Origin of the sequence: Streptomyces sp. NPDC020379 (assembly GCF_044387105.1) — a bacterium.
Classification (GTDB): domain Bacteria; phylum Actinomycetota; class Actinomycetes; order Streptomycetales; family Streptomycetaceae; genus Streptomyces.
This window is the reverse complement of record NZ_JBIRVR010000011.1, coordinates 71,737-90,210: the sequence shown is the minus strand read 5'-3', so window position 1 is coordinate 90,210 and position 18,474 is coordinate 71,737. Positions and strand designations below refer to the sequence as shown.

Annotated in this window: 12 protein-coding genes; 2 read left to right on the top strand and 10 right to left on the bottom strand. The window is 72.7% G+C overall.

What is annotated here, in order from left to right:
- Positions 1–72: 72 nt before the first annotated feature.
- The 6 genes from ACH427_RS16570 to ACH427_RS16545 all read right to left on the bottom strand — a co-directional run bounded on the left by ACH427_RS16570 (position 73) and on the right by ACH427_RS16545 (position 7,043).
- A complete protein-coding gene (locus ACH427_RS16570) occupies positions 73–504 on the bottom strand; it encodes a DUF6479 family protein (RefSeq protein WP_398870181.1) in 432 nt (143 codons plus the stop codon).
- Positions 505–582: 78 nt separating this feature from the next.
- Complete coding sequence (locus ACH427_RS16565) at positions 583–1,656, bottom strand: nucleoside triphosphate pyrophosphohydrolase (protein ID WP_398870180.1); 1,074 nt, start codon at positions 1,654–1,656, stop codon at positions 583–585.
- Positions 1,657–1,868: 212 nt separating this feature from the next.
- Entirely contained in the window at positions 1,869–2,483 is a 615-nt protein-coding gene (locus tag ACH427_RS16560) for a SurA N-terminal domain-containing protein (protein ID WP_398870179.1), read from the bottom strand.
- 124 nt (positions 2,484–2,607) lie between these two features.
- The gene (locus ACH427_RS16555) at positions 2,608–4,095 is read right to left on the bottom strand and encodes a protein kinase (RefSeq protein ID WP_398870308.1); all 1,488 of its coding nucleotides are present in this window, start codon (positions 4,093–4,095) and stop codon (positions 2,608–2,610) included.
- A gap of 56 nt (positions 4,096–4,151) precedes the next feature.
- A complete protein-coding gene (locus ACH427_RS16550; RefSeq protein ID WP_398870178.1) occupies positions 4,152–4,853 on the bottom strand; it encodes a hypothetical protein in 702 nt (233 codons plus the stop codon).
- Between the two features lie 90 nt (positions 4,854–4,943).
- A complete protein-coding gene (locus ACH427_RS16545; RefSeq protein ID WP_398870307.1) occupies positions 4,944–7,043 on the bottom strand; it encodes an N-6 DNA methylase in 2,100 nt (699 codons plus the stop codon).
- 167 nt (positions 7,044–7,210) lie between these two features.
- Between ACH427_RS16545 and ACH427_RS16540 the strand changes: the two genes are divergently transcribed.
- Together ACH427_RS16540 and ACH427_RS16535 are read left to right on the top strand one after the other, a co-directional pair.
- A complete protein-coding gene (locus ACH427_RS16540; RefSeq protein WP_398870177.1) occupies positions 7,211–7,912 on the top strand; it encodes a hypothetical protein in 702 nt (233 codons plus the stop codon).
- A gap of 209 nt (positions 7,913–8,121) precedes the next feature.
- Positions 8,122–9,597, top strand: coding sequence for a DUF2079 domain-containing protein (locus tag ACH427_RS16535; RefSeq protein WP_398870176.1), 1,476 nt, complete (start codon positions 8,122–8,124; stop codon positions 9,595–9,597).
- Between the two features lie 30 nt (positions 9,598–9,627).
- On the opposite strand, the gene mfd is transcribed toward ACH427_RS16535, so the two are convergent.
- From mfd to ACH427_RS16515, 4 genes are all read right to left on the bottom strand, one after another.
- Complete coding sequence (gene mfd, locus ACH427_RS16530) at positions 9,628–13,164, bottom strand: transcription-repair coupling factor (RefSeq protein ID WP_398870175.1); 3,537 nt, start codon at positions 13,162–13,164, stop codon at positions 9,628–9,630.
- A 190-nt stretch (positions 13,165–13,354) separates the two neighbouring features.
- Positions 13,355–14,053, bottom strand: a complete 699-nt coding sequence (locus tag ACH427_RS16525) for a DUF4097 family beta strand repeat-containing protein (RefSeq protein WP_398870174.1) — start codon at positions 14,051–14,053, stop codon at positions 13,355–13,357.
- A 674-nt stretch (positions 14,054–14,727) separates the two neighbouring features.
- The gene (locus ACH427_RS16520; protein WP_398870173.1) at positions 14,728–17,292 is read right to left on the bottom strand and encodes an ABC transporter permease; all 2,565 of its coding nucleotides are present in this window, start codon (positions 17,290–17,292) and stop codon (positions 14,728–14,730) included.
- The gene (locus ACH427_RS16515) at positions 17,289–18,077 is read right to left on the bottom strand and encodes an ABC transporter ATP-binding protein (protein WP_398870171.1); all 789 of its coding nucleotides are present in this window, start codon (positions 18,075–18,077) and stop codon (positions 17,289–17,291) included. Before ACH427_RS16515 ends, ACH427_RS16520 begins: the two co-directional genes overlap by 4 nt.
- Positions 18,078–18,474 lie beyond the last annotated feature (397 nt).

Below are 18,474 nucleotides of genomic sequence, written 5' to 3'. Positions count from 1 at the left end.
GCGCGGCCGAGGAGCCGGAAGGACGGGCCCGGGGCCAGGCTGACCCACCGGTCCCGGCCCGCCCGGCGGGGCCTACGTGTGACCGCCCCCGCCGCTGCCGAAGCCGCCACTGCCGCCCGGGTTCCACTTCTTGCGCTCCTCGGTGAGTTCCTCCGGGTGGCTGCCGGGGTTCCTGACCTCGTGCGGGAGGACGCGCTCCCCCTCCGCCTCGGGGTGGAGCTCATCGGATTCGCGGTGCTCGGTGACATAGCCGATCACACCGTTCTCGTCGTTGTGCCCCGGACCGTGGTCGGGCGACTCCGGGCCCGTGTCGTGTTCCTGACGGGTCTGCCAGGCGCCCTGGCGTCGCTGGGGCTGGGACGGCGGGGGCGGCTCCTTGTCACGCTTCCGGAAGCCGTAGACGACCGCCAGGATCAGCAGCGCGACGACGCAGATGCCGACGATGAACTGGACGATGCCCCCGAGCCAGTCGGGGGCGGCGAGGTCGGTGTACTCGATACGCATGGAACTCGGGTACCCCCCGACCCCCAGGACAAGTCGACATCTAGGCCGAACGGGTGTTTCACACGGCCGGGCCCGGCACTACCCCGCGCGCTCCGCCGCGCGGATCGCGTCGCGGTAGGTGCGGGCCGCCGCGCGCAGCGCCGTCTCCGGGTCCACGCCGTCCGCTTCGGCCCGGGCCGCCAGGGCCAGCAGTTCGTAGCCGACGCCTTCGCCGGCCGGGAGGGCGACGTCGATGCCCTCCGTACGGACCCGCGAGGCCAGCTTCGCGGCGAGGGCGAGGGCGGGCTGGCCCAGCGGGACGCCCTCGGTGACCGAGTCGCGGCGCTTCTCGTCCGCCTTCGTCCGCAGCCAGTGCGCCTTGACGTCCTCCGGGGTCTCGGCGCTCTCCTCGCCGAAGACGTGCGGGTGGCGGTGGATGAGCTTGTCGACGATCGTGCCCGCCACGTCGTCGACGGAGAACGGCTCGTCGGGGTCGTCCTGGGCGATCCGGGCGTGGAAGACGACCTGGAGCAGCACATCGCCGAGCTCCTCGCGCAGCGCTTCCCGGTCACCGGTCTCGATGGCCTCCAGGAGCTCGTACATCTCCTCCAGCCCGTACTTCGCGAGGTCCTCGTGGGTGCGGATGCCGGTCCACGGGCAGGCCCCGCGGATCCGGTCCATGACCTGCACGAGGTCGAGGAGGCGGGCGCCGGGCAGGTCGTACGCGCCGGGCAGCAGTTCCAGCGCCGGCATGTCCTCGCGCCCCGAGCCGGCGAGCCGGGCCAGGCCGTCGGTGAGCGCGGAGTCACCCTCGGCGGTGGTGAGGACGACGACGTCCCGGCCGCCGCCCGCCACGCAGTGGTCCACGAGCTCGCGGGCGGTGGCGGTGGCGTGCTCCACGTCGACGCCGGCCTCCCTGAGGTACGGGAGCTGGGGGTGGGCGGGGTCGGCGCAGAGCACGCGATCGGCTTGGCGCAGGGCTTCCCAGGCGGGCCAGGAGAGGAGGCCGGGGGCTACGCGGTGGCTGGTCGTGAGCAGGATGATGCGGCCGGAGTCGTTCACGGGTCGAGCGTACGCTTTCCGCTGGGTGCGGTTCTTTTGGGCCGGTGCGCCGCCGTTGCCGCCCGCGGCGGGCCTTTCCCCGGCCCCGCCCCTTCCCGCACTGGGGCGCATGCCCCAGGCCCCCGGCTGCGGGTGGGTGGGCGCCTGCGGCTGGCCTTTTCCCCTGCCCGCCCCTTCCCGGAACCGGGGAGACCCCGGCCCCCCAACACGCTTCGCGCGTTGTCCTCAAACGCCGGACGGGCTAAAAGATTGAAGACCGGCGCACCCCCGGCCGGCGCTTGAGGCCACCCGGACCCCCACCACACACAACCCGCAGAGGAGAACTACGCCGGGGGAACAGCCTGCGGCTCCGGCCTCAGCCACGGTTCCCGCAGCGGCTGCGCCGTCCCCCGCTTCGCGTCCCAGACTCCGTAGCGCGGGTTGACATCGACCCGCATCGCGTCGGACGTCCGCATGAGGATGTCGTTCGTGCGCGCCGTCCCGAACTTCGCGTCGAGCTTCGCGCGCGTGAGGTCCATCGTCAGGGCCTGGTCGATCTGGTCGGGGGCGATGCCGAGGGTCAGGAAGCGGTTGCGTACCGCGTCGGCGCCGCCGTTCGCGCGCTCGACGGCCGCGCGCTGTTCCTGGAGCTCGCGGCGGCTCACGTCGATGCCGTTGTCGGCGCCGGCGCGCGCGACGATGCGGTACTGGATGAGCCGGATGAGGGTGTCCTGGCCGAGCCGGGCGCTGTTGGCCAGGAGCTGCTGTCCCTGCGGGGAGGACCGCTGCGCGTCGCGTACGTCCGAGACCTGGCTCTGGAGCTGGGTGACGGTGATCCGGTCCTTGCCGACGACGGCCGCGGCGCCCGGGTGCGAGGCGGAGCCGCAGGCGGTGAGGGCGGGGGCCGCGGCGAGGAGGGCGACGGCGGAGACGGAGAGCGCGGTCCTTCGGCGGATCATGGAGCCTCCCGGCAGAGATCGTTCGGTACCTGGACCTGGTGGTGATCGATGGTAAGGAGTCCCTGTGATCCGGGCCACCCGTACGACCAACGATTCGCGGGTGGTTGAGGTGTCCGGCCCTGTCTCAGGCCCTCATCCGGCCCAGCCACTGGAGGGTGTGCCTGATCTCGGCGGGCAGCGGGTGGTGCGGTCCGTGCAGCCGTTCCGCGTCGTGGAGGAGGGCGGCGAGCGTGTCGTGCGCGGCCTGCCGGTCGCCGAGGGACAGCAGCAGATGGCCTGTCCGGCGACGGATCTCCAGCGGGGTGGCGGGGTCGTCGGGGTGGTTCTCGAAGAGCGGGAGCAGCGCGCGGTACTCCGTCAGGGCGGCGACGGCTTCGCCGAGTTGTTCCAGGCACTGGGCGGCCTCGTACTGGAAGCGCAGCACCTGCCGGGCCGCGTGCGGGCCGCTGTCCTGGGCGTACTCCTGGGCGAGCAGCCGCAGTTCGGGCAGGGCGCGGCGGTACTGGCCGTCGTCCATCAAGGTGGCGGCGTACTGCTTGCGCAGGGTCCGTACGACCGTGGAGCGCTCGCCGTGTTCCGCCGCGGCGGCCGGGAGGATCGCGCCGAGGAGGTCGACGGCCTGGGTGATGCCGCCCTGGTCGAGCAGGCGCTTGACCTCTTCCACGGCCTCGGCGACGTCGGGGCCGGCGGCCGGGGGCGGCGGGCCGGCGAGCGCGGTCGCGGCGGGCTGCGCGGGGGCGAAGGCGGCGGGGGCCCGCTCGGGCCAGGGCGCGTGCGGCAGGAGGAAGGGGCGGGTGGGGTTCATCGGCCCGGACGGCGGGGCGGCCGCCGCGCCCGGCACGGGCAGCAGCGGGGCGAGGGCGCGGTATGCCTCCTGGGCGTCGGCGAGCCGGTGCAGCGGGTCTTTCGCGAGCAGCCGCAGGACGAGGTCTTCGAGCGCCTGCGGCACCTCGGGGCGGAGCCTGCGCACGGGTATGGGCGGTTCGTAGAGGTGGCGGTGCAGCACGCCGAGGGCGGTGGACCCGGCGAACGGCACCTCGCCGCTGAGGAGTTCGTGCAGCAGCACGCCCAGCGCGTAGAGGTCGGTGTACGGGCCGACCGCGCCGCCCATGGCCTGTTCGGGGGCCATGTAGGCGGGGCTGCCGATGGGTGAGCCGGTGCGGGTCAGGCGGGTGGTGTCGGTGTCCAGGACGGCCGCGACACCGAGGTCGAGTACGAGCACGGAGCCGTCCGGGCGGACCATGACGTTCCGGGGCTTGAGGTCGCGGTGGACGATGGGCACGGCGTGCACGGCGGAGAGCACCGAGCACAGCTGCGCGGCCACCGAGACGGCCCACTGCCAGGGATAGGGGTCGTGCTCGGCGAGGTGGTCGGCGAGGTCGGCGCCCGGGGCGTACTGCATGACGAGATAGAGCTCCTCGCCGTCGCTGCCCGCGTCGTGGACGGTGACGAGACCGCGGTGGTCGACCTGCGCGGTGACGCGGCACTCGCGGACGAAGCGGCGGCGCATCTCGTCGGCGCCCTCGGTCCCGGCCATCCGGTCGGGGCGCAGCAGCTTCACGGCGACGCGGCGGTCGAGGCGGCGGTCGTAGGCGGTCCAGACCTGGCCCATGCCGCCCTGGCCGATGACGGTGGACAGTTCATAGCGTCCGGCGATGACCCGGCCGTTCACCGCTCGTGCTCCCTGCGGTCCCGGGGCTCCCTGCGGAGCAGATCGCTGAGTTCGTCCAGCTCGGCGCGCACCTGGTCGATGCGCTGGGGCCGGTGCGGCCGCGGCGGGGGCTGCGGCGGGCCGGGCTGCCGGGGCCCCGGGGGCGCCTGGTCCATGGTCACGGCCTGCGCCGACTCGGGCGTGGGCCGCGGGCGCGCGTGCCGGGGGCGGCGCGGGGGCGGGGGCTGGGGAGCGGCGTAGCGCGGTTCGTCCATGTTCCGGGGGGCGGCCATGGGCTGAGGGGGCATCATGTATTGAGGCTGCGTCAGCTGTTGGTGGACATAGGGGTCGCGGGGCTGCTGGGAGTGCGCGTGGCCGGCCGGCCCGGCGCCCGCTTCGCGCTGGATCCTGACGTCGGTGCGGATGTAGAGGGTGAGCGTGGCCGCGGCGAGGAGCATCAGGCCGGCCAGTCCCGCGTCGTCCCAGCCGGTGCCGGACAGCGACTTGCGCATCAGCGAGAACAGCCCGACGGACGCGGCCAGCACGGCCCAGAACAGCGCCCAGTCCTGGGCCCGTCGGCGCATGATGGCGAGCCGGAGCACCGGGACCCAGCACAGGACTCCCACGGTGCACACGGTGAGCACGACGACGACCACCCGGATGGTGATCACTGTCGCCCTGCTGGGGCGCCGAGGCGGCGTGTGGCCTGGGCCGTTCATTGCTTTGCTCCTGGGGTCCTGGTTGTACCTGAGCCTATCTACGACTCCGGCGAGGCCGCCCCAGTTGTACGGATCGGACGGTGTAACAGATCACTCCGGCCGGACGGTGCCGTCCGCCAGCCCGTCGTAGAGCCCCTGGACGAGGTGCTCGCCGAGCCGTTCGGCCTGGCGCAGGGCCTCTTCGAAGGCGGCGACCGCGCGGAAGCGCTCACCGTAGCGGACCTGGTCCGCCGGGGGCATGCGGGGCACCTGGAGGCGGCGGACGTCGAGGCGGGTGGCGGTGGAGGCGTAGCTGCTGGCCTGGCGGCGGCCCGCGGTGCCGCGCAGGAATCCGGCGAGGAACCAGGGGTCGAGGGCGGCCGGGTCGGGGCGCAGCAGGAACAGCCCGCGCCCGAGGGCGGCTCCGGCGGTGGCCTCGTCGACGACGCGGGCGGCGGTGACGTCGCCGAGCACGGGCACGACGACGTCGTCGCGCCGGAGGAGGACGGGCTCCTCGGCCGGCCCCTCGGGGAGGGTTCCGGAGGGTGCGCCTCCGTATTTCACGTCGTGGTCGGTGAGGACGGGCGGGGCCGCCTCGCCGGGGCCGGGCGTGGTGCCGGGGCCGCCCGCGCGCAGCACCAGGGCTCCGGCGCGGGCGAGTTCACCGACGGTGGTGGTGGGCCAGCGGGCCGGACCGGCGGGGTCGGCGGGCCGGCCGGGGGCGAGTTCGGCGGTGCGGCGCAGGGCGAGGGTGAGCCGGTCGTGGACGTCGGCGAGCTCGGCGGTGCCCCCGCCGGGCGCGGGCGGCGGGAGGTGGCGGGCGGGGGCGAGGTCCACGTCGTCGTCGAGGAGGTCGATGACGGGCAGGGAGCGGCAGCGGCCGGGCTGTTCGGGGACGGTGCCGTCGCGGTCGAAGTCCGCCCAGGCGTCGAGCACGGCGCTCCGCACCGCCTGCCAGGGCAGCTTGTCGCGGCCCGCGGCGGCGGTGGGCGCGGGCGCGGCGCCCGCGGTGTCGACGAGCAGGACGTGCGGGGCGGGCGACTGCCGGGCGTCGGGGCGGCGCAGCACCCACAGGTGCAGGGGGATGCCGTAGGGCGGGGCGGCACCGGCGGGCAGGGCGACGACGGCGCGCAGGGCGCCGCGGCGCAGCAGGTCGGCGCGGACGCGGCGGCCGGAGCGGCGGGAGGCGGCGGCCGGGGGCATCAGCAGGACGGCGGTGCCGCCGTCGCGCAGCCGGGCGAGGGCGTGCTGGACCCAGGCGAGCTCGGACTCGGTGCGGGCGGGGAAGCCGTACTCCCAGCGGGGGTCGTAGGCCAGTTCCTCGTGGCCCCAGTTGCGCTCGTTGAAGGGCGGGTGGCACAGGACGGCGTCGGCGGCGGTCCCGGTGAAGGCGTCGGCGCGCAGGCTGTCGCCGGCGTGGACGCGCACGGGGGCGTCGGTGCGCAGGGCGAGGCGGAGCGCGGTGAGCGCGGCGAGGTCGGGGTCGAGCTCCTGGCCGTGGACGGCCGTGGCCCCGAAGGTGCCGGCCGCCGCGTGCAGCAGGCCGCCGGTGCCGCAGGCCGGGTCGAGGACGGCGCCGCTTTGCCCCTGCTGGCCGGCGCCCAGAGCGAGGGCGGCCATCAGCTCGGCTGGGCCCTGCGGGGTGAGGGTGTACTGCCGGGGGTTGGCATCGAGATGGCGGCCGAGCAGGAACTCGTAGACGCCACCGGCGCCGCGCTGCGCGGCGAGTTCGGCGGCGCCGCGCACGAGGGCGGTGGAGGCGGCCAGTTCGGCGGCAGTGGGCAGGGCGACGGGGTGGTCCTCGCCCAGCCGGGCGGTGAGCACGGCGTCCAGCGCGGCGGGCAGCTCCTCGGCCAGCGCGGCGTCACCGAGAGCGGCCAGTTCGAGCCAGGTGGTGGGCCGGTCGCGGACGAGGAGGAGGACGGCGCCCGCGTGCCGGAGGGCGGTGGCCGCTCCGGCGGGGTGGCCGGTGAGCTGCTGCCAGGTCCGCTCGTCCGGGGAGACCTCGGCGAGCTTGCCCTGGCGGCGCAGCCAGTCCTCGACCTCGGCGAGGGCGAAGGCGGGGCTGGTCTCGGTGCCGCCGACGGGCTGCGGGAAGTCGGCGTGGCGGCGCCGCCAGTTGCTGACCGCCGCCCGGCCCACTCCGGCCAGCCGGGCGATCCCGGCCGCGGTCACCTCGGCTGCGCTGTCCGGCACCGGGCTCCTCCCCATCGTCTCCGAGCCATTCGCTGTGGCGTCGAGCATACCCGCGACCCCGGACCGACCCCTTCACAGACGTGAACCGATCCATCACCGTGAACATTGTTGACTCGGTTCACAGCTTCTGTTGTCATTGACCCATCGGTTCACGAACTTCTCCACGCCGAAAGGTGTCAGTGATGGCTCACCACGCCCACCCTCAGAAGCAGCGCAACTGGTTCGCCCGGCACAAGGTGCTCACCGCCGCGGGCGCGATCGTCGCCGTCGTCGCCATCGGCAGCGCGGCGGCCGGAGGGAGCGACGGGGACGACAAGACCACCGCCACCGGGACGGCCACGGACAAGAGCACGGACAAGGCCGCGGACAAGGGCGGCGACAAGGCGAAGAAGAAGGCCGACATGTCCGGCAGCGGCACCTATCAGGTCGGCAAGGACGTCAAGCCCGGCACCTACCGCTCCACCGGCAACAAGCTCGGCTGCTACTGGGAGCGGGCCAAGGACTCCAAGGGCGAACTGGACTCGATCCTCGCCAACGACAACGTCGTGGGCTCCAGCTACGTGACCCTCGGCGCCGACGACAAGGTCTTCAAGACCCGCGGCTGCAAGGGCTGGAACCTCGTCACCGACGAGAAGACCGGCACCCCGAAGAGCGAGGTCCCCGGCAACGGCATGTACCGCGTCGGCGTCGACATCGCCCCCGGCACCTACAAGGCCGACGGCAACAAGTCCGGCTGCTACTGGGAACGCGACAAGGACGCCCTGCACGGCACGGACTCCATCGAGGCCAACGAGAACGTCACCGGCAGCGGCATCGTGACGATCACCCCCCAGGACGCGTACTTCAAGACCAGCGGCTGCGCCGACTGGAAGAAGACCGCCTGACGGCGGGCGACACCGCACCGAGACCGGCCGGATCGGACCGAACCGGACGCGGCGGCCCCTCGTCCTTCCCAGGAGGACGGCCCCGCCCCCGACGGTCCCCGCACGGAACTTTCCGGCAGCCGCCACAGGCGCGCGCGGCATCCTGGACACTTCACTGAGGCCCCGGGACGTCCGGGGAGGAAACCACCGGAGAAGAAGAGGGAACGCGCATGGACCCGGCCGCAGCCGCCACCGGACCGGCACCCGCCCGGCGCGCGGCCGAGGAAGCACCCGCCACCCGGCCCCGCACCACCGGCCCGCGCGCACCCCGGCTCGACCCGTACTGGCTGGCCGGCGCCCTCTTCGTCCTCTTCACCGCGCTGTCCGTGTGCCGGCACCGCAGGATGCTCACCATGTCCTGGGACCTGGGCATCTTCGAACAGGCCATACGCGGCTACGCCCACCTCCAGGCGCCCATAGCCGACCTCAAGGGCCCCGGCACCAATATCCTCGGCGACCACTTCAGCCCGGTCACCGCGCTCGTCGCGCCCTTCTACCGGCTCTTCCCCTCCCCCGTCACCCTGCTCGTCGTCCAGGCCGCGCTGTTCGCCCTCTCCGCGATACCCGTCACCCGGCTCGCCGCCGGGCTGCTCGGCCGCAAGCGGGGGCTGGCCATCGGCATCGCGTACGGACTCTCCTGGGGCGTCCAGCGGGCCGTCGACTTCGACTTCCACGAGATCGCGTTCGCCATGCCGCTGCTGGCGTTCTCCCTCGAAGCCGTCGTCCGCAAGCGCTGGCGGGCCGCGGTGTGGTGGGCCGCGCCGCTCGTCCTCGTCAAGGAGGACCTCGGCATCACCGCCGCCGCCATCGGCGCCCTCATCCTCATCCGGCTGCGCGGCGACCGGAAGCGCACCGGCACCGCCCGCGACACCCGCGCGACCGCCCTCGCCGCGGGCCTGCTCGCCTTCGGGCTCGCCGCCACCGCCCTCACCCTCGGCGTGATCATCCCGGCTTTCAACAGCGGCGGCGCGTACGACTACTGGAACAAGCTCAAGGGCGACGGCGACGGCGGCCCCGCCCCCGTCATCCCCCTCGACTCCGCGGTCCGCACCCTGCTGTGGACCCTGCTGCCCACCACCGGGCTGCTCGCCCTGCGCTCACCCGTGCTGATCGTCGCCCTGCCCACCCTGGGCTGGCGGTTCGTCTCCCACGACGATCATTACTGGAACACCGACTGGCACTACAGCGCCGTCCTCATGCCGGTCGTCTTCATCGCCCTCACCGACGCGCTCACCGGCGCGCACCGCGACCGGCGGCCCTGGCTGCGCTCCTACGCGCACCACCTGCCCGGCGCCGTCCTCGCCGCGGCCCTCGCGCTCACCGCCTCGCTGCCCCTCTACTCCCTCACCCAGGGCGAGACCTACCGCGTGCCCGAGAGCGTGCACGCCGCCGAGAGACTCCTCGCCCGCATACCCGACGACGCCACCGTCGAGTCCGACGTCGGCCCCATAAGCCGGCTCGCGGGCCGCTGCCGCGTCTTCTGGATCGGCGACACCCGCGGCATCACCCCCGACTACGTCGCCCAGCACGTCCTCGACGGCAGACCGCCCGCCGACCTCGTGGCCGACGCCGAGAAACTGCACCCCGGCGCCCGCTACGCCCTCCTCGGCAGCGACGGCGGCTACGCCGTGCTCCAGCGCGTGTAGCCGCCCGCGCCGCTCACGTCACGGCCCGGGTCACGACCCGAGGATCGTCGTCAGGAACTCGCCCGTCCACGCCAGCAGCTCCCGGCCCACCAGCGGCTTGCCGCCGATCGGGCGGGTCGCCGGGCGCGGCACCAGGATCTGCTGCGTCGCCGGCTTCATGACCGTACGCGGATAGAGCCGCTTCAGCCGCAGCTCCTGCGACTCCCGCAGCTCCACCGGGCCGAAGCGCACGTTCGCGCCCTGGAGGGTGATGTCCGCGACGCCGCACGCGCGCGCCAGCATCCGCAGCCCCGCGACCAGCAGCAGATTCTCCACCGGCTCCGGCAGCTTGCCGTAGCGGTCGGTGAGCTCCTCGCGGACCGCGCGGATGTCCTCCTCGCTGTTGGCCGAGGCGATCGCCCGGTACGCCTGGAGGCGCAGCCGCTCACCCGGCGCGTAGTCGTGCGGGACGTGCGCGTCGACCGGCAGCTCGATCTTCACCTCCAGCGGCGCTTCCTCCCCCGCGGATCCCTCGCCTTCCAAAGACGCGCGGTAATCGGCCACCGCCTCGCCGACCATGCGGATGTAGAGGTCGAAGCCCACGCCCGCGATGTGACCCGACTGCTCCCCGCCCAGCAGATTGCCCGCGCCGCGGATCTCCAGGTCCTTCATCGCCACATACATGCCCGCGCCCATCTCCGTGTGCTGGGCGATGGTGGCCAGCCGCTCGTGCGCGGTCTCGGTGAGCGGCTTCTCCGGCGGATACAGGAAATAGGCGTAACCCCGCTCACGGCTGCGGCCCACGCGCCCGCGCAGCTGGTGCAGCTGCGACAGGCCGAAGTTGTCACCGCGCTCCACGATCAGGGTGTTGGCGTTGGAGATGTCGATGCCCGACTCCACGATCGTCGTGGAGACCAGCACGTCGAACTTCTTCTCCCAGAAGTCGACCACCACCTGCTCCAGCGCGCTCTCCCCCATCTGCCCGTGCGCCGTCCGGATCCGGGCCTCCGGCACGATCTCCCGCAGCCGCGCGGCCGCCCGGTCGATGGACTCCACACGGTTGTGGATGTAGAAGACCTGGCCCTCGCGCAGCAGCTCGCGCCGGATGGCCGCGCCGATCTGCTTCTGGTCGTACGGCCCGACGAAGGTCAGCACCGGGTGCCGCTCCTCCGGCGGCGTCGTGATCGTCGACATCTCCCGGATGCCGGTGACGGCCATCTCCAGCGTGCGGGGGATGGGCGTCGCCGACATCGTCAGCACATCCACATTGGCGCGCAGCTTCTTCAGCTGCTCCTTGTGCTCGACGCCGAAGCGCTGCTCCTCGTCGACGATGACCAGGCCCAGGTCCTTGAACTTGGTCTCCGAGGAGAACAGCCGGTGCGTGCCGATGACGACGTCGACCGAGCCGTCCCGCAGGCCCTCCAGCACCGCCTTCGCCTCGGTGTCCGTCTGGAAGCGGGACAGGGCGCGGACGTTGACCGGGAACTGGGAGTAGCGCTCGGAGAACGTCCCGAAGTGCTGCTGCACCAGCAGCGTGGTGGGCACCAGCACCGCCACCTGCTTGCCGTCCTGCACCGCCTTGAAGGCCGCGCGGACCGCGATCTCCGTCTTGCCGTAGCCGACGTCGCCGCAGATCAGGCGGTCCATGGGGACGGACTTCTCCATGTCCTCCTTGACCTCGGCGATCGTCGTGAGCTGGTCGGGCGTCTCCGCGTACGGGAAGGCGTCCTCCAGTTCGCGCTGCCAGGGGGTGTCCGGGGCGAAGGTGTGGCCGGGGGCGGCCATGCGCGCCGAATACAGCTTGATCAGGTCGGCGGCGATCTCCTTGACCGCCTTCTTCGCGCGCGCCTTCGTCTTCGTCCAGTCCGCGCCGCCGAGGCGGTGCAGGGTGGGCGCCTCCCCGCCGACGTACTTCGTGACCTGCTCCAGCTGGTCGGTGGGGATGTAGAGCCGGTCGCCGGGCTGGCCGCGCTTGGCCGGGGCGTACTCCACCAGCAGATACTCGCGGGTGGCGCCCTGGACCGTGCGCTGCACCATCTCGACGTAGCGGCCGACACCGTGCGACTCATGGACGATGTAGTCACCGGCCTGGAGCGTCAGCGGGTCGATGGTCTTCCGGCGGCGGACCGGCATCCGGCCCAGGTCCTTGCTCACGGACTTCTGGCCGGAGAGATCCGTCTCGGTGAGCACGGCGATCTTCAGGCCGGGGTCGACGAAGCCGTTGTCGAGGCTGCCGCAGGAGACGTGCACGACGGACGGCGAGAGGCCGTCGACGTCGGCGTCGAGCCGGGCCGCGATGCCCTCGCCGCCCAGCACCTCGACCGTGCGGGCGGCCGGGCCGTGGCCCTCGGTGACGAAGACCGTGCGCCAGCCGTCGGCCAGCCAGCCCTTGGTGTCCGCGAGGGCCCGGGCGGTGTCGCCGCGATAGGTCTCGGGGGCGTGCATGCCCAGCTTGAGCGTGTCGCCGTCGCCCTCCTCGTCGGCCGCGAAGGGGCTGACCGACCACCACATCATGCCGAGCTCGCGGGCACGGTCACGGACATCCGCGATGCCCCACAGGGAGGCCGCGTCCACATCGATCGGCGCCTCGCCGCCGCCCGCCGTCGCCGCCCAGGACGCCTGGAGGAACTCCTGGCTGGTGGCCACGAGGTCGGCCGCCCGGGTGCGTACGCGCTCCGGGTCGCAGACGACGGCCATGCTGCCCGCCGGGAGGACGTCCAGCAGCAGCTCCATGTCGTCCACCAGGACGGGGGCGAGGGACTCCATGCCCTCCACGGCGATACCCTCGGCGATCTTGCCGAGGAGCTCGCCCAGCTCCGGGTGCTCCTCGGCGAGCGCGGCGGCCCGCTCGCGCACGCTGTCGGTCAGCAGCAGCTCACGGCAGGGCGGCGCCCACAGGCCGTGCTCGGCGGCCTCCAGGGACCGCTGGTCCGCGACCTTGAAATAGCGGATCTCCTCGACGTCGTCGCCCCAGAACTCCACCCGCAGCGGGTGCTCCTCCGTCGGCGGGAAGACGTCCAGGATGCCGCCGCGGACCGCGAACTCACCACGCTTCTCGACCAGTTCGACCCGGGCGTACGCGGCGGCGGCGAGCGCCTCGGTCACCTCGCCGAGGTCGGCGCTCTGCCCGGCGCGCAGCGCGACGGGCACCAGGTCGCCGAGCCCCTTGACCTGCGGCTGGAGCACGGAGCGCACGGGCGCCACGACCACGCTGACCGGGCCCGCCGCCGGGTCGTCCGCGCTCGGGTGCGCCAGCCGGCGCAGCACGGCGAGCCGCCGGCCGACCGTGTCCGAACGGGGCGAGAGCCGCTCGTGCGGCAGCGTCTCCCAGGCCGGATACTCCGCGATGCCGTCCGGCGGCAGCAGCGAGCGCAGGGCCGCCGCCAGATCCTCCGCCTCCCGCCCGGTGGCGGTCACCGCCAGCACGGGCCGCTGGGCCTCCCGCGCGAGCGCGGCGACGGCGAAGACCCGCGCGGCGGGCGGACCGACCAGATCGACGTGCGGCCGGTGGCCGTCGGAGGCGGCCTTCACCGCTTCGGCGAGCGCCGGATCATTGACGACGGCGTCGAGCAGACCGTGCAGACTCATGAAGGGCTTCCGTCCCGGGGGTGGGCAACGCGAACGGCCCGACGCGTGGATGACGGGCCGGGGCTGGCTCCCAGCGTACGACGGGGGGCTGACAGCCGCGGCCGGACCGCACGCCCGGTCAAAGGGGCCAGGCGGTGACCTGGACGTTGTACAGCCGCTGCTGCCGGACGACCGTCAGGTACCGGGCGCGCTACGACGGCGAGACCGTGACGTCCCCGCCCTGTGTGTGCGCCTTGATCCCGTGCGCGGAGCGGTCGTCCGTGGGGACCGTGACCTTGCGCGTGCCGCCCTGTGTCGAGGCTTCCACCGCGTAGGAGTCCCGGGGCACGTGGATCCTGACGTCGCCGCCCTGCGTGCGGCCGTCCACGGAGTCCGGCACGCGGGTGAAGGTCGCCGTGACGTTCCCCCCGCTCGTCCGCGCCGTCGCCTTCCGCGCCGCGGAGTCCTCGATGATCACGTCACCGCCGCTGGTGTGCGCGGCGATCTCACCGGACGTGCCGCGCACGGTGATGTTCCCGCCGCTGGTGCGCAGGTCGACGGCGGCCGTGCGGGGCACGAGCACCTCGACGTTCACGGTGCACCGGTGGTCCGACCCGCCGCAGTCGTCGCGCTCCAGCGTGAAGCGGCCGTCCTTCAGGCTGTGCCGGGGGTCGGGCTCCTGGCTGCTGTACTCGTACTTCTCCGTCACCCGCGCCGGCCCGCTCCCCTCCATGGGGACGACGGTGATGCTCCCGCCGTTGGTCGCGGCGTCGACGACCTTGACCTCGCCGTCGAGCGTGTACGTCCGCTCGGCCCTCTTCGTCGGCCCGTCGATCACCGAACAGCCGGCGGTCAGCACGGCCGCTGCCGCGCAGGAGAGAACGACGAGGGGAACGAGGCGGCGGGCCATGGCGGTTGGGGGCTCCTTCTGCTGGGACTTCTGCCGAGACACGATCAGGTGAAGAAGTCCATTGTCGGCGCGACATCACCGCCGGGGTCTCGGCCCGCGGGACGAGGTCCTCCCTAGGGGACGCGTGGTTCCCGCCCGGGCCGGTGGGCTGACGCGGCGGAGCGCGGAGCGCTACTGTGGAGTGGTCCCCGCCCACGGAGGGCAAGTCCGCGGACGAGGACCGAGTCGGGAACCGTCAGTCCGCCCCTAGTACATCTGGGGGCGGACTGGTTCGGACGGTCACCCACCCCGCATCCACCTCCACAGTTCCCGGATCACCGCGGTGATCCGCTCGTGCAGGGGCTTCTTGCGGTGGCGTCCCACGGACGCTCCCCGCCTACAGGTGCGGCCGTTGCCGGTGGCCGCTCCGGAGGAGACCCGGATCGGGCCCCCTGGGCGAGAAGCCCGAGACTCAAAGGGGACTCCTCGTGGAGGGGAGCGCACCGCGGTGCGCCTGTCGACGACCTAGCCGCTCCCGCGCCGCCGATTGACCCTTCCGAGCGCGAATCACCCTGCTGGGGCGGGCACTTGTGCGCTTGTCCCCCCTCGGAAAAAGGGGGGGCCCGGCCCGAACGCGCACCCCCGTGGCGCGTTCGGGCCGGGCCCGGCGGAAGGGGCAGAGGTCTGCCCGTCGGTCAGTCCGTCGCGATCGCGTTCAGGACGTTCATCCGGCCCGCCCGGAACGCCGGGACGAGCGCGGCCAGCAGGCCCACCACAGCGGAGCCGATGAACACGGTGATGATCGTGGGCCAGGGGATGTCCAGCACCCCGAGGCCCTCCAGGGCCAGGAGCTTCTGGGCCACGGTGCCCCAGGCCATGCCCAGGCCGAGGCCGAGGAGGGCGCCGAAGAGGGCGATGACCACCGACTCCAGGCGGATCATGCGGCGCATCTGACGGCGGGAGAGGCCGATGGCGCGCATCAGGCCGATCTCCCGGGTCCGCTCGACGACCGACAGGGCGAGGGTGTTCACGACGCCCAGGACGGCCACGATGATCGCGAGGGCGAGGAGCCCGTAGATCATGTTGAGCAGCTGGCCGATCTGGTCCTTGATCAGCTTCTTGTAGTCGGACTGGTCGCGGACCTTGATCTGCGGGTAGCCCTCGACCGCGGCCTTGAGGGAGGCGGCGGCCTCCTTCGTCTGCCCGTCGGCGGCCTTGGCGAGGATCATGCCGGTCAGCGGCATCTTGTCGGCGGGCAGGTAGCTCTTCGCGGTGGCGATGTCGAGGTACATCGCGCCCTTGTCGATGCTGGTGTCGTCCGAGGTGATCGCGCGGACCCTGAGCTCGGCGGGCCGGCCGCCGGTCATGACGACGGTCAGCCGGTCGCCGAGCTTGATGCCGTGGTCCTTGGCGTAGCCCTCGGGCACGGACATGGCGTCCTTGGCGTACGCGTCCTTCAGCCTGCCCTGGACGGTCTCCGAGCGGAGGTCGTCCGGGTAGGTCGGGTCGGTCGCGTTGAGCCGCTCGGTGCCGGTCTTCCCGTCGGGCGTGGTGATCTTGGCGACCACACCGACGTAGCGGGTGAAGTGGTCGACGTGACCGGCCGAGGTGACGGCCTTCTCCGTCGCCGGGGTGATCGGGTTGCCGCCCTGGTCCTGGATGATGAAGTCCGCGCCGACCGACTTGTCGAGCTGGTCCGTGGCCGAGGCGACCATCGAGGAGCCGACGACCGACAGGGCGGCGACCAGCGCGAGGCCGATCATCAGGGCGGAGGCGGTGGCGCCCGTACGGCGCGGGTTGCGCAGCGCGTTGCGCTCGGCGAGCCGGCCTACGGGGCCGAAGACCCGCAGCACGACCGCGCTGATCACGCGGACGACCAGCCCGGCCAGCAGCGGGGCCACCACCACGAAGCCGATCAGGGTGAGCGGGATACCGAGGGCGATGAGGCCGCCGCCGGCGGTCGCCTTGTCCGCGTTCGCCGCGGCGACGAGCGCGAGCGCCCCGAGGCCGGTCAGGACCAGGCCGATGGCGGCCCGCACCTTGCCCGCCTTGCCGTCGGCCGGGGTGCCCGCGTCGCGCAGGGCGGACATCGGGGAGATCTTCCCGGCCCGGCGGGCGGGCAGGAAGGCGGCCAGCACGGTCACGATCACACCGAGCGCGAGGCCCACCACCGGCGTCGTGGCCTTCACGGTCAGCTCGCCCATGTCGAGCTTCATGCCCAGGGAGCCCATGAGCTCCATCAGGCCGACGGCCAGCGCGATGCCACCGCCGATGCCCAGGACGGAGCCGACGACGCCGAGCAGCAGCGCCTCGGCCAGCACGGACCGCAGGACCTGTCCGCGGCCGGAGCCGATGGCCCGCATCAGGCCGATCTCCCGGGTGCGCTGGGCGACCAGCATGGAGAAGGTGTTGACGATCAGGAAGATGCCGACGAGGACGGCGATGCCGGCGAAGCCGAGCAGCGCGTACTTCAGCACGTCGAGGACGGACCCGATGTCCTTCTTGTTCTCCTCCTTGGTCTCCGCGGCGGTGTGCACGGTGTAGCCCGTGCCGATGGCCGCGGTGACGCGCTCCTTGAGCTGCTCGTCGCTGACGCCGGAGGCGGCGGTCAGGCCGTAGCCGCTGTACACGGTGGTGCTGCCCAGCAGCCGGGCCTGGGCGGACGCGGTGTCGAAGTAGAGGACCGCGGCACCGGGGTTGGTCGACCGGTACGTGGCGATGCCGACGACCTTGACGGTGAAGTCGCCCGGGGCGGCGATCACGCGGAGCGTGTCACCGGTCTTGACCTTGTGCTTGTCGGCGGTGTCGGAGTCGAGGACGGCCTCGCCCGCGCCGCGCGGCTCATGGCCGCTGGTGATCTCGACGGACTTCTTCTGGCCCTCGTCCCAGTTGGTGCCCACGGTGGGGGCGCCGGAGCTGGGGCTCAGGCTCTCGTTGTCGCGGTTCGCGACGGTGATCTGCTGGCTGGTGACGTGCGGCTCCACCCCGGCGACACCGTCGACCTTGGAGAGCTTCCCCAGGAGCGACGCCGGCAGGGTCTGCGGCTTGCCGGTCTGCTGCGCGTCGTCGTCCTTCTCGGGGCTGACCGAGACGTCCGAGGCGGTCGAGGCGAAGAGCTTGTCGAACGTGGCGTTCATGGTGTCGGTGAAGACGAGCGTGCCGCACACGAACGCCACCGACAGCAGGACGGCGACGGCGGACAGCGCCATGCGTCCCTTGTGCGCGAGGAAGTTGCGCACGGAGGTCTTGAAGATGGTCACGACACCCGTCCGCGGGCGTCGAAGTGCTTCATGCGCTCCAGGACCGCGTCGGCGGTCGGGCTGTACATCTCGTCGACGATCCGGCCGTCGGCCAGATACAGCACCCGGTCCGCGTAGGAGGCGGCGACCGGGTCGTGGGTGACCATGACGATGGTCTGGCCGAGCTCGTCCACCGACTGACGCAGGAAGCCGAGCACCTCGGCACCGGCCCGCGAGTCGAGGTTCCCGGTCGGCTCGTCACCGAAGATGATCTCCGGGCGGGCCGCGAGGGCACGCGCCACGGCCACCCGCTGCTGCTGACCGCCGGAGAGCTGGTTGGGCCGGTGCTTCAGACGCCCCGCCAGACCCACGGTCTCGACGACCCGGTCCAGCCACGCGCGGTCCGGCTTACGGCCCGCGATGTCCATGGGCAGCGTGATGTTCTCCAGCGCCGTCAGGGTCGGCAGCAGGTTGAACGCCTGGAAGATGAAGCCGATCCGGTCCCGGCGCAGCTGCGTGAGCTTCTTGTCCTTGAGCCCCACTATCTGGGTCTCGTCGAGGAAGATCTGGCCGGAAGTGACGGTGTCGAGACCGGCCAGACAGTGCATCAGGGTCGACTTGCCCGAGCCGGACGGGCCCATGATCGCGGTGAACTGCCCACGGGCGATGTCCACGTCGACATGGTCCAGCGCCACGACCCGGGTCTCCCCCGCGCCGTACGCCTTGACGACCTGACGGGCCCTCGCCGCGACGGCCGCATGCCCTCCACTGCCCCCGGTCCTGGGAATCGATACGGCGGTTGTCACGGTGGATCTCCTATGTCTGCGGTGTCCGCTGCGCCCTGCTGCGCGCGTCACTGAGGTACCTGCTCAGCCTGCTGGAATCCGGCCACGGCCACATTGGTGGCTGTATGTGTCTTCGAGGTGGGGCTACCCCCACCTCCGCGCTCCGGCCGTCAGGAAAAGGCTAGGGAGCGATCTGGAGGCGTTCCTCCTGCTGCGGTACGACCGCGGGGCGGGGGCGAGGAGGAGGCGTGCGGGAACATCCCCTAGGGGTCGCTCCGTTGCGCCCGCCCCCGCCCTCAGGGTCGACAACCGCATATAAGCGGACGAAGCATACGCAATACGGGCGGTTTCGCTCATCGGGAGATCACCGGGGGGAAACGAAGCGCGGAGAATGCGTGAAGCCTGGCCCGCGGCAAGA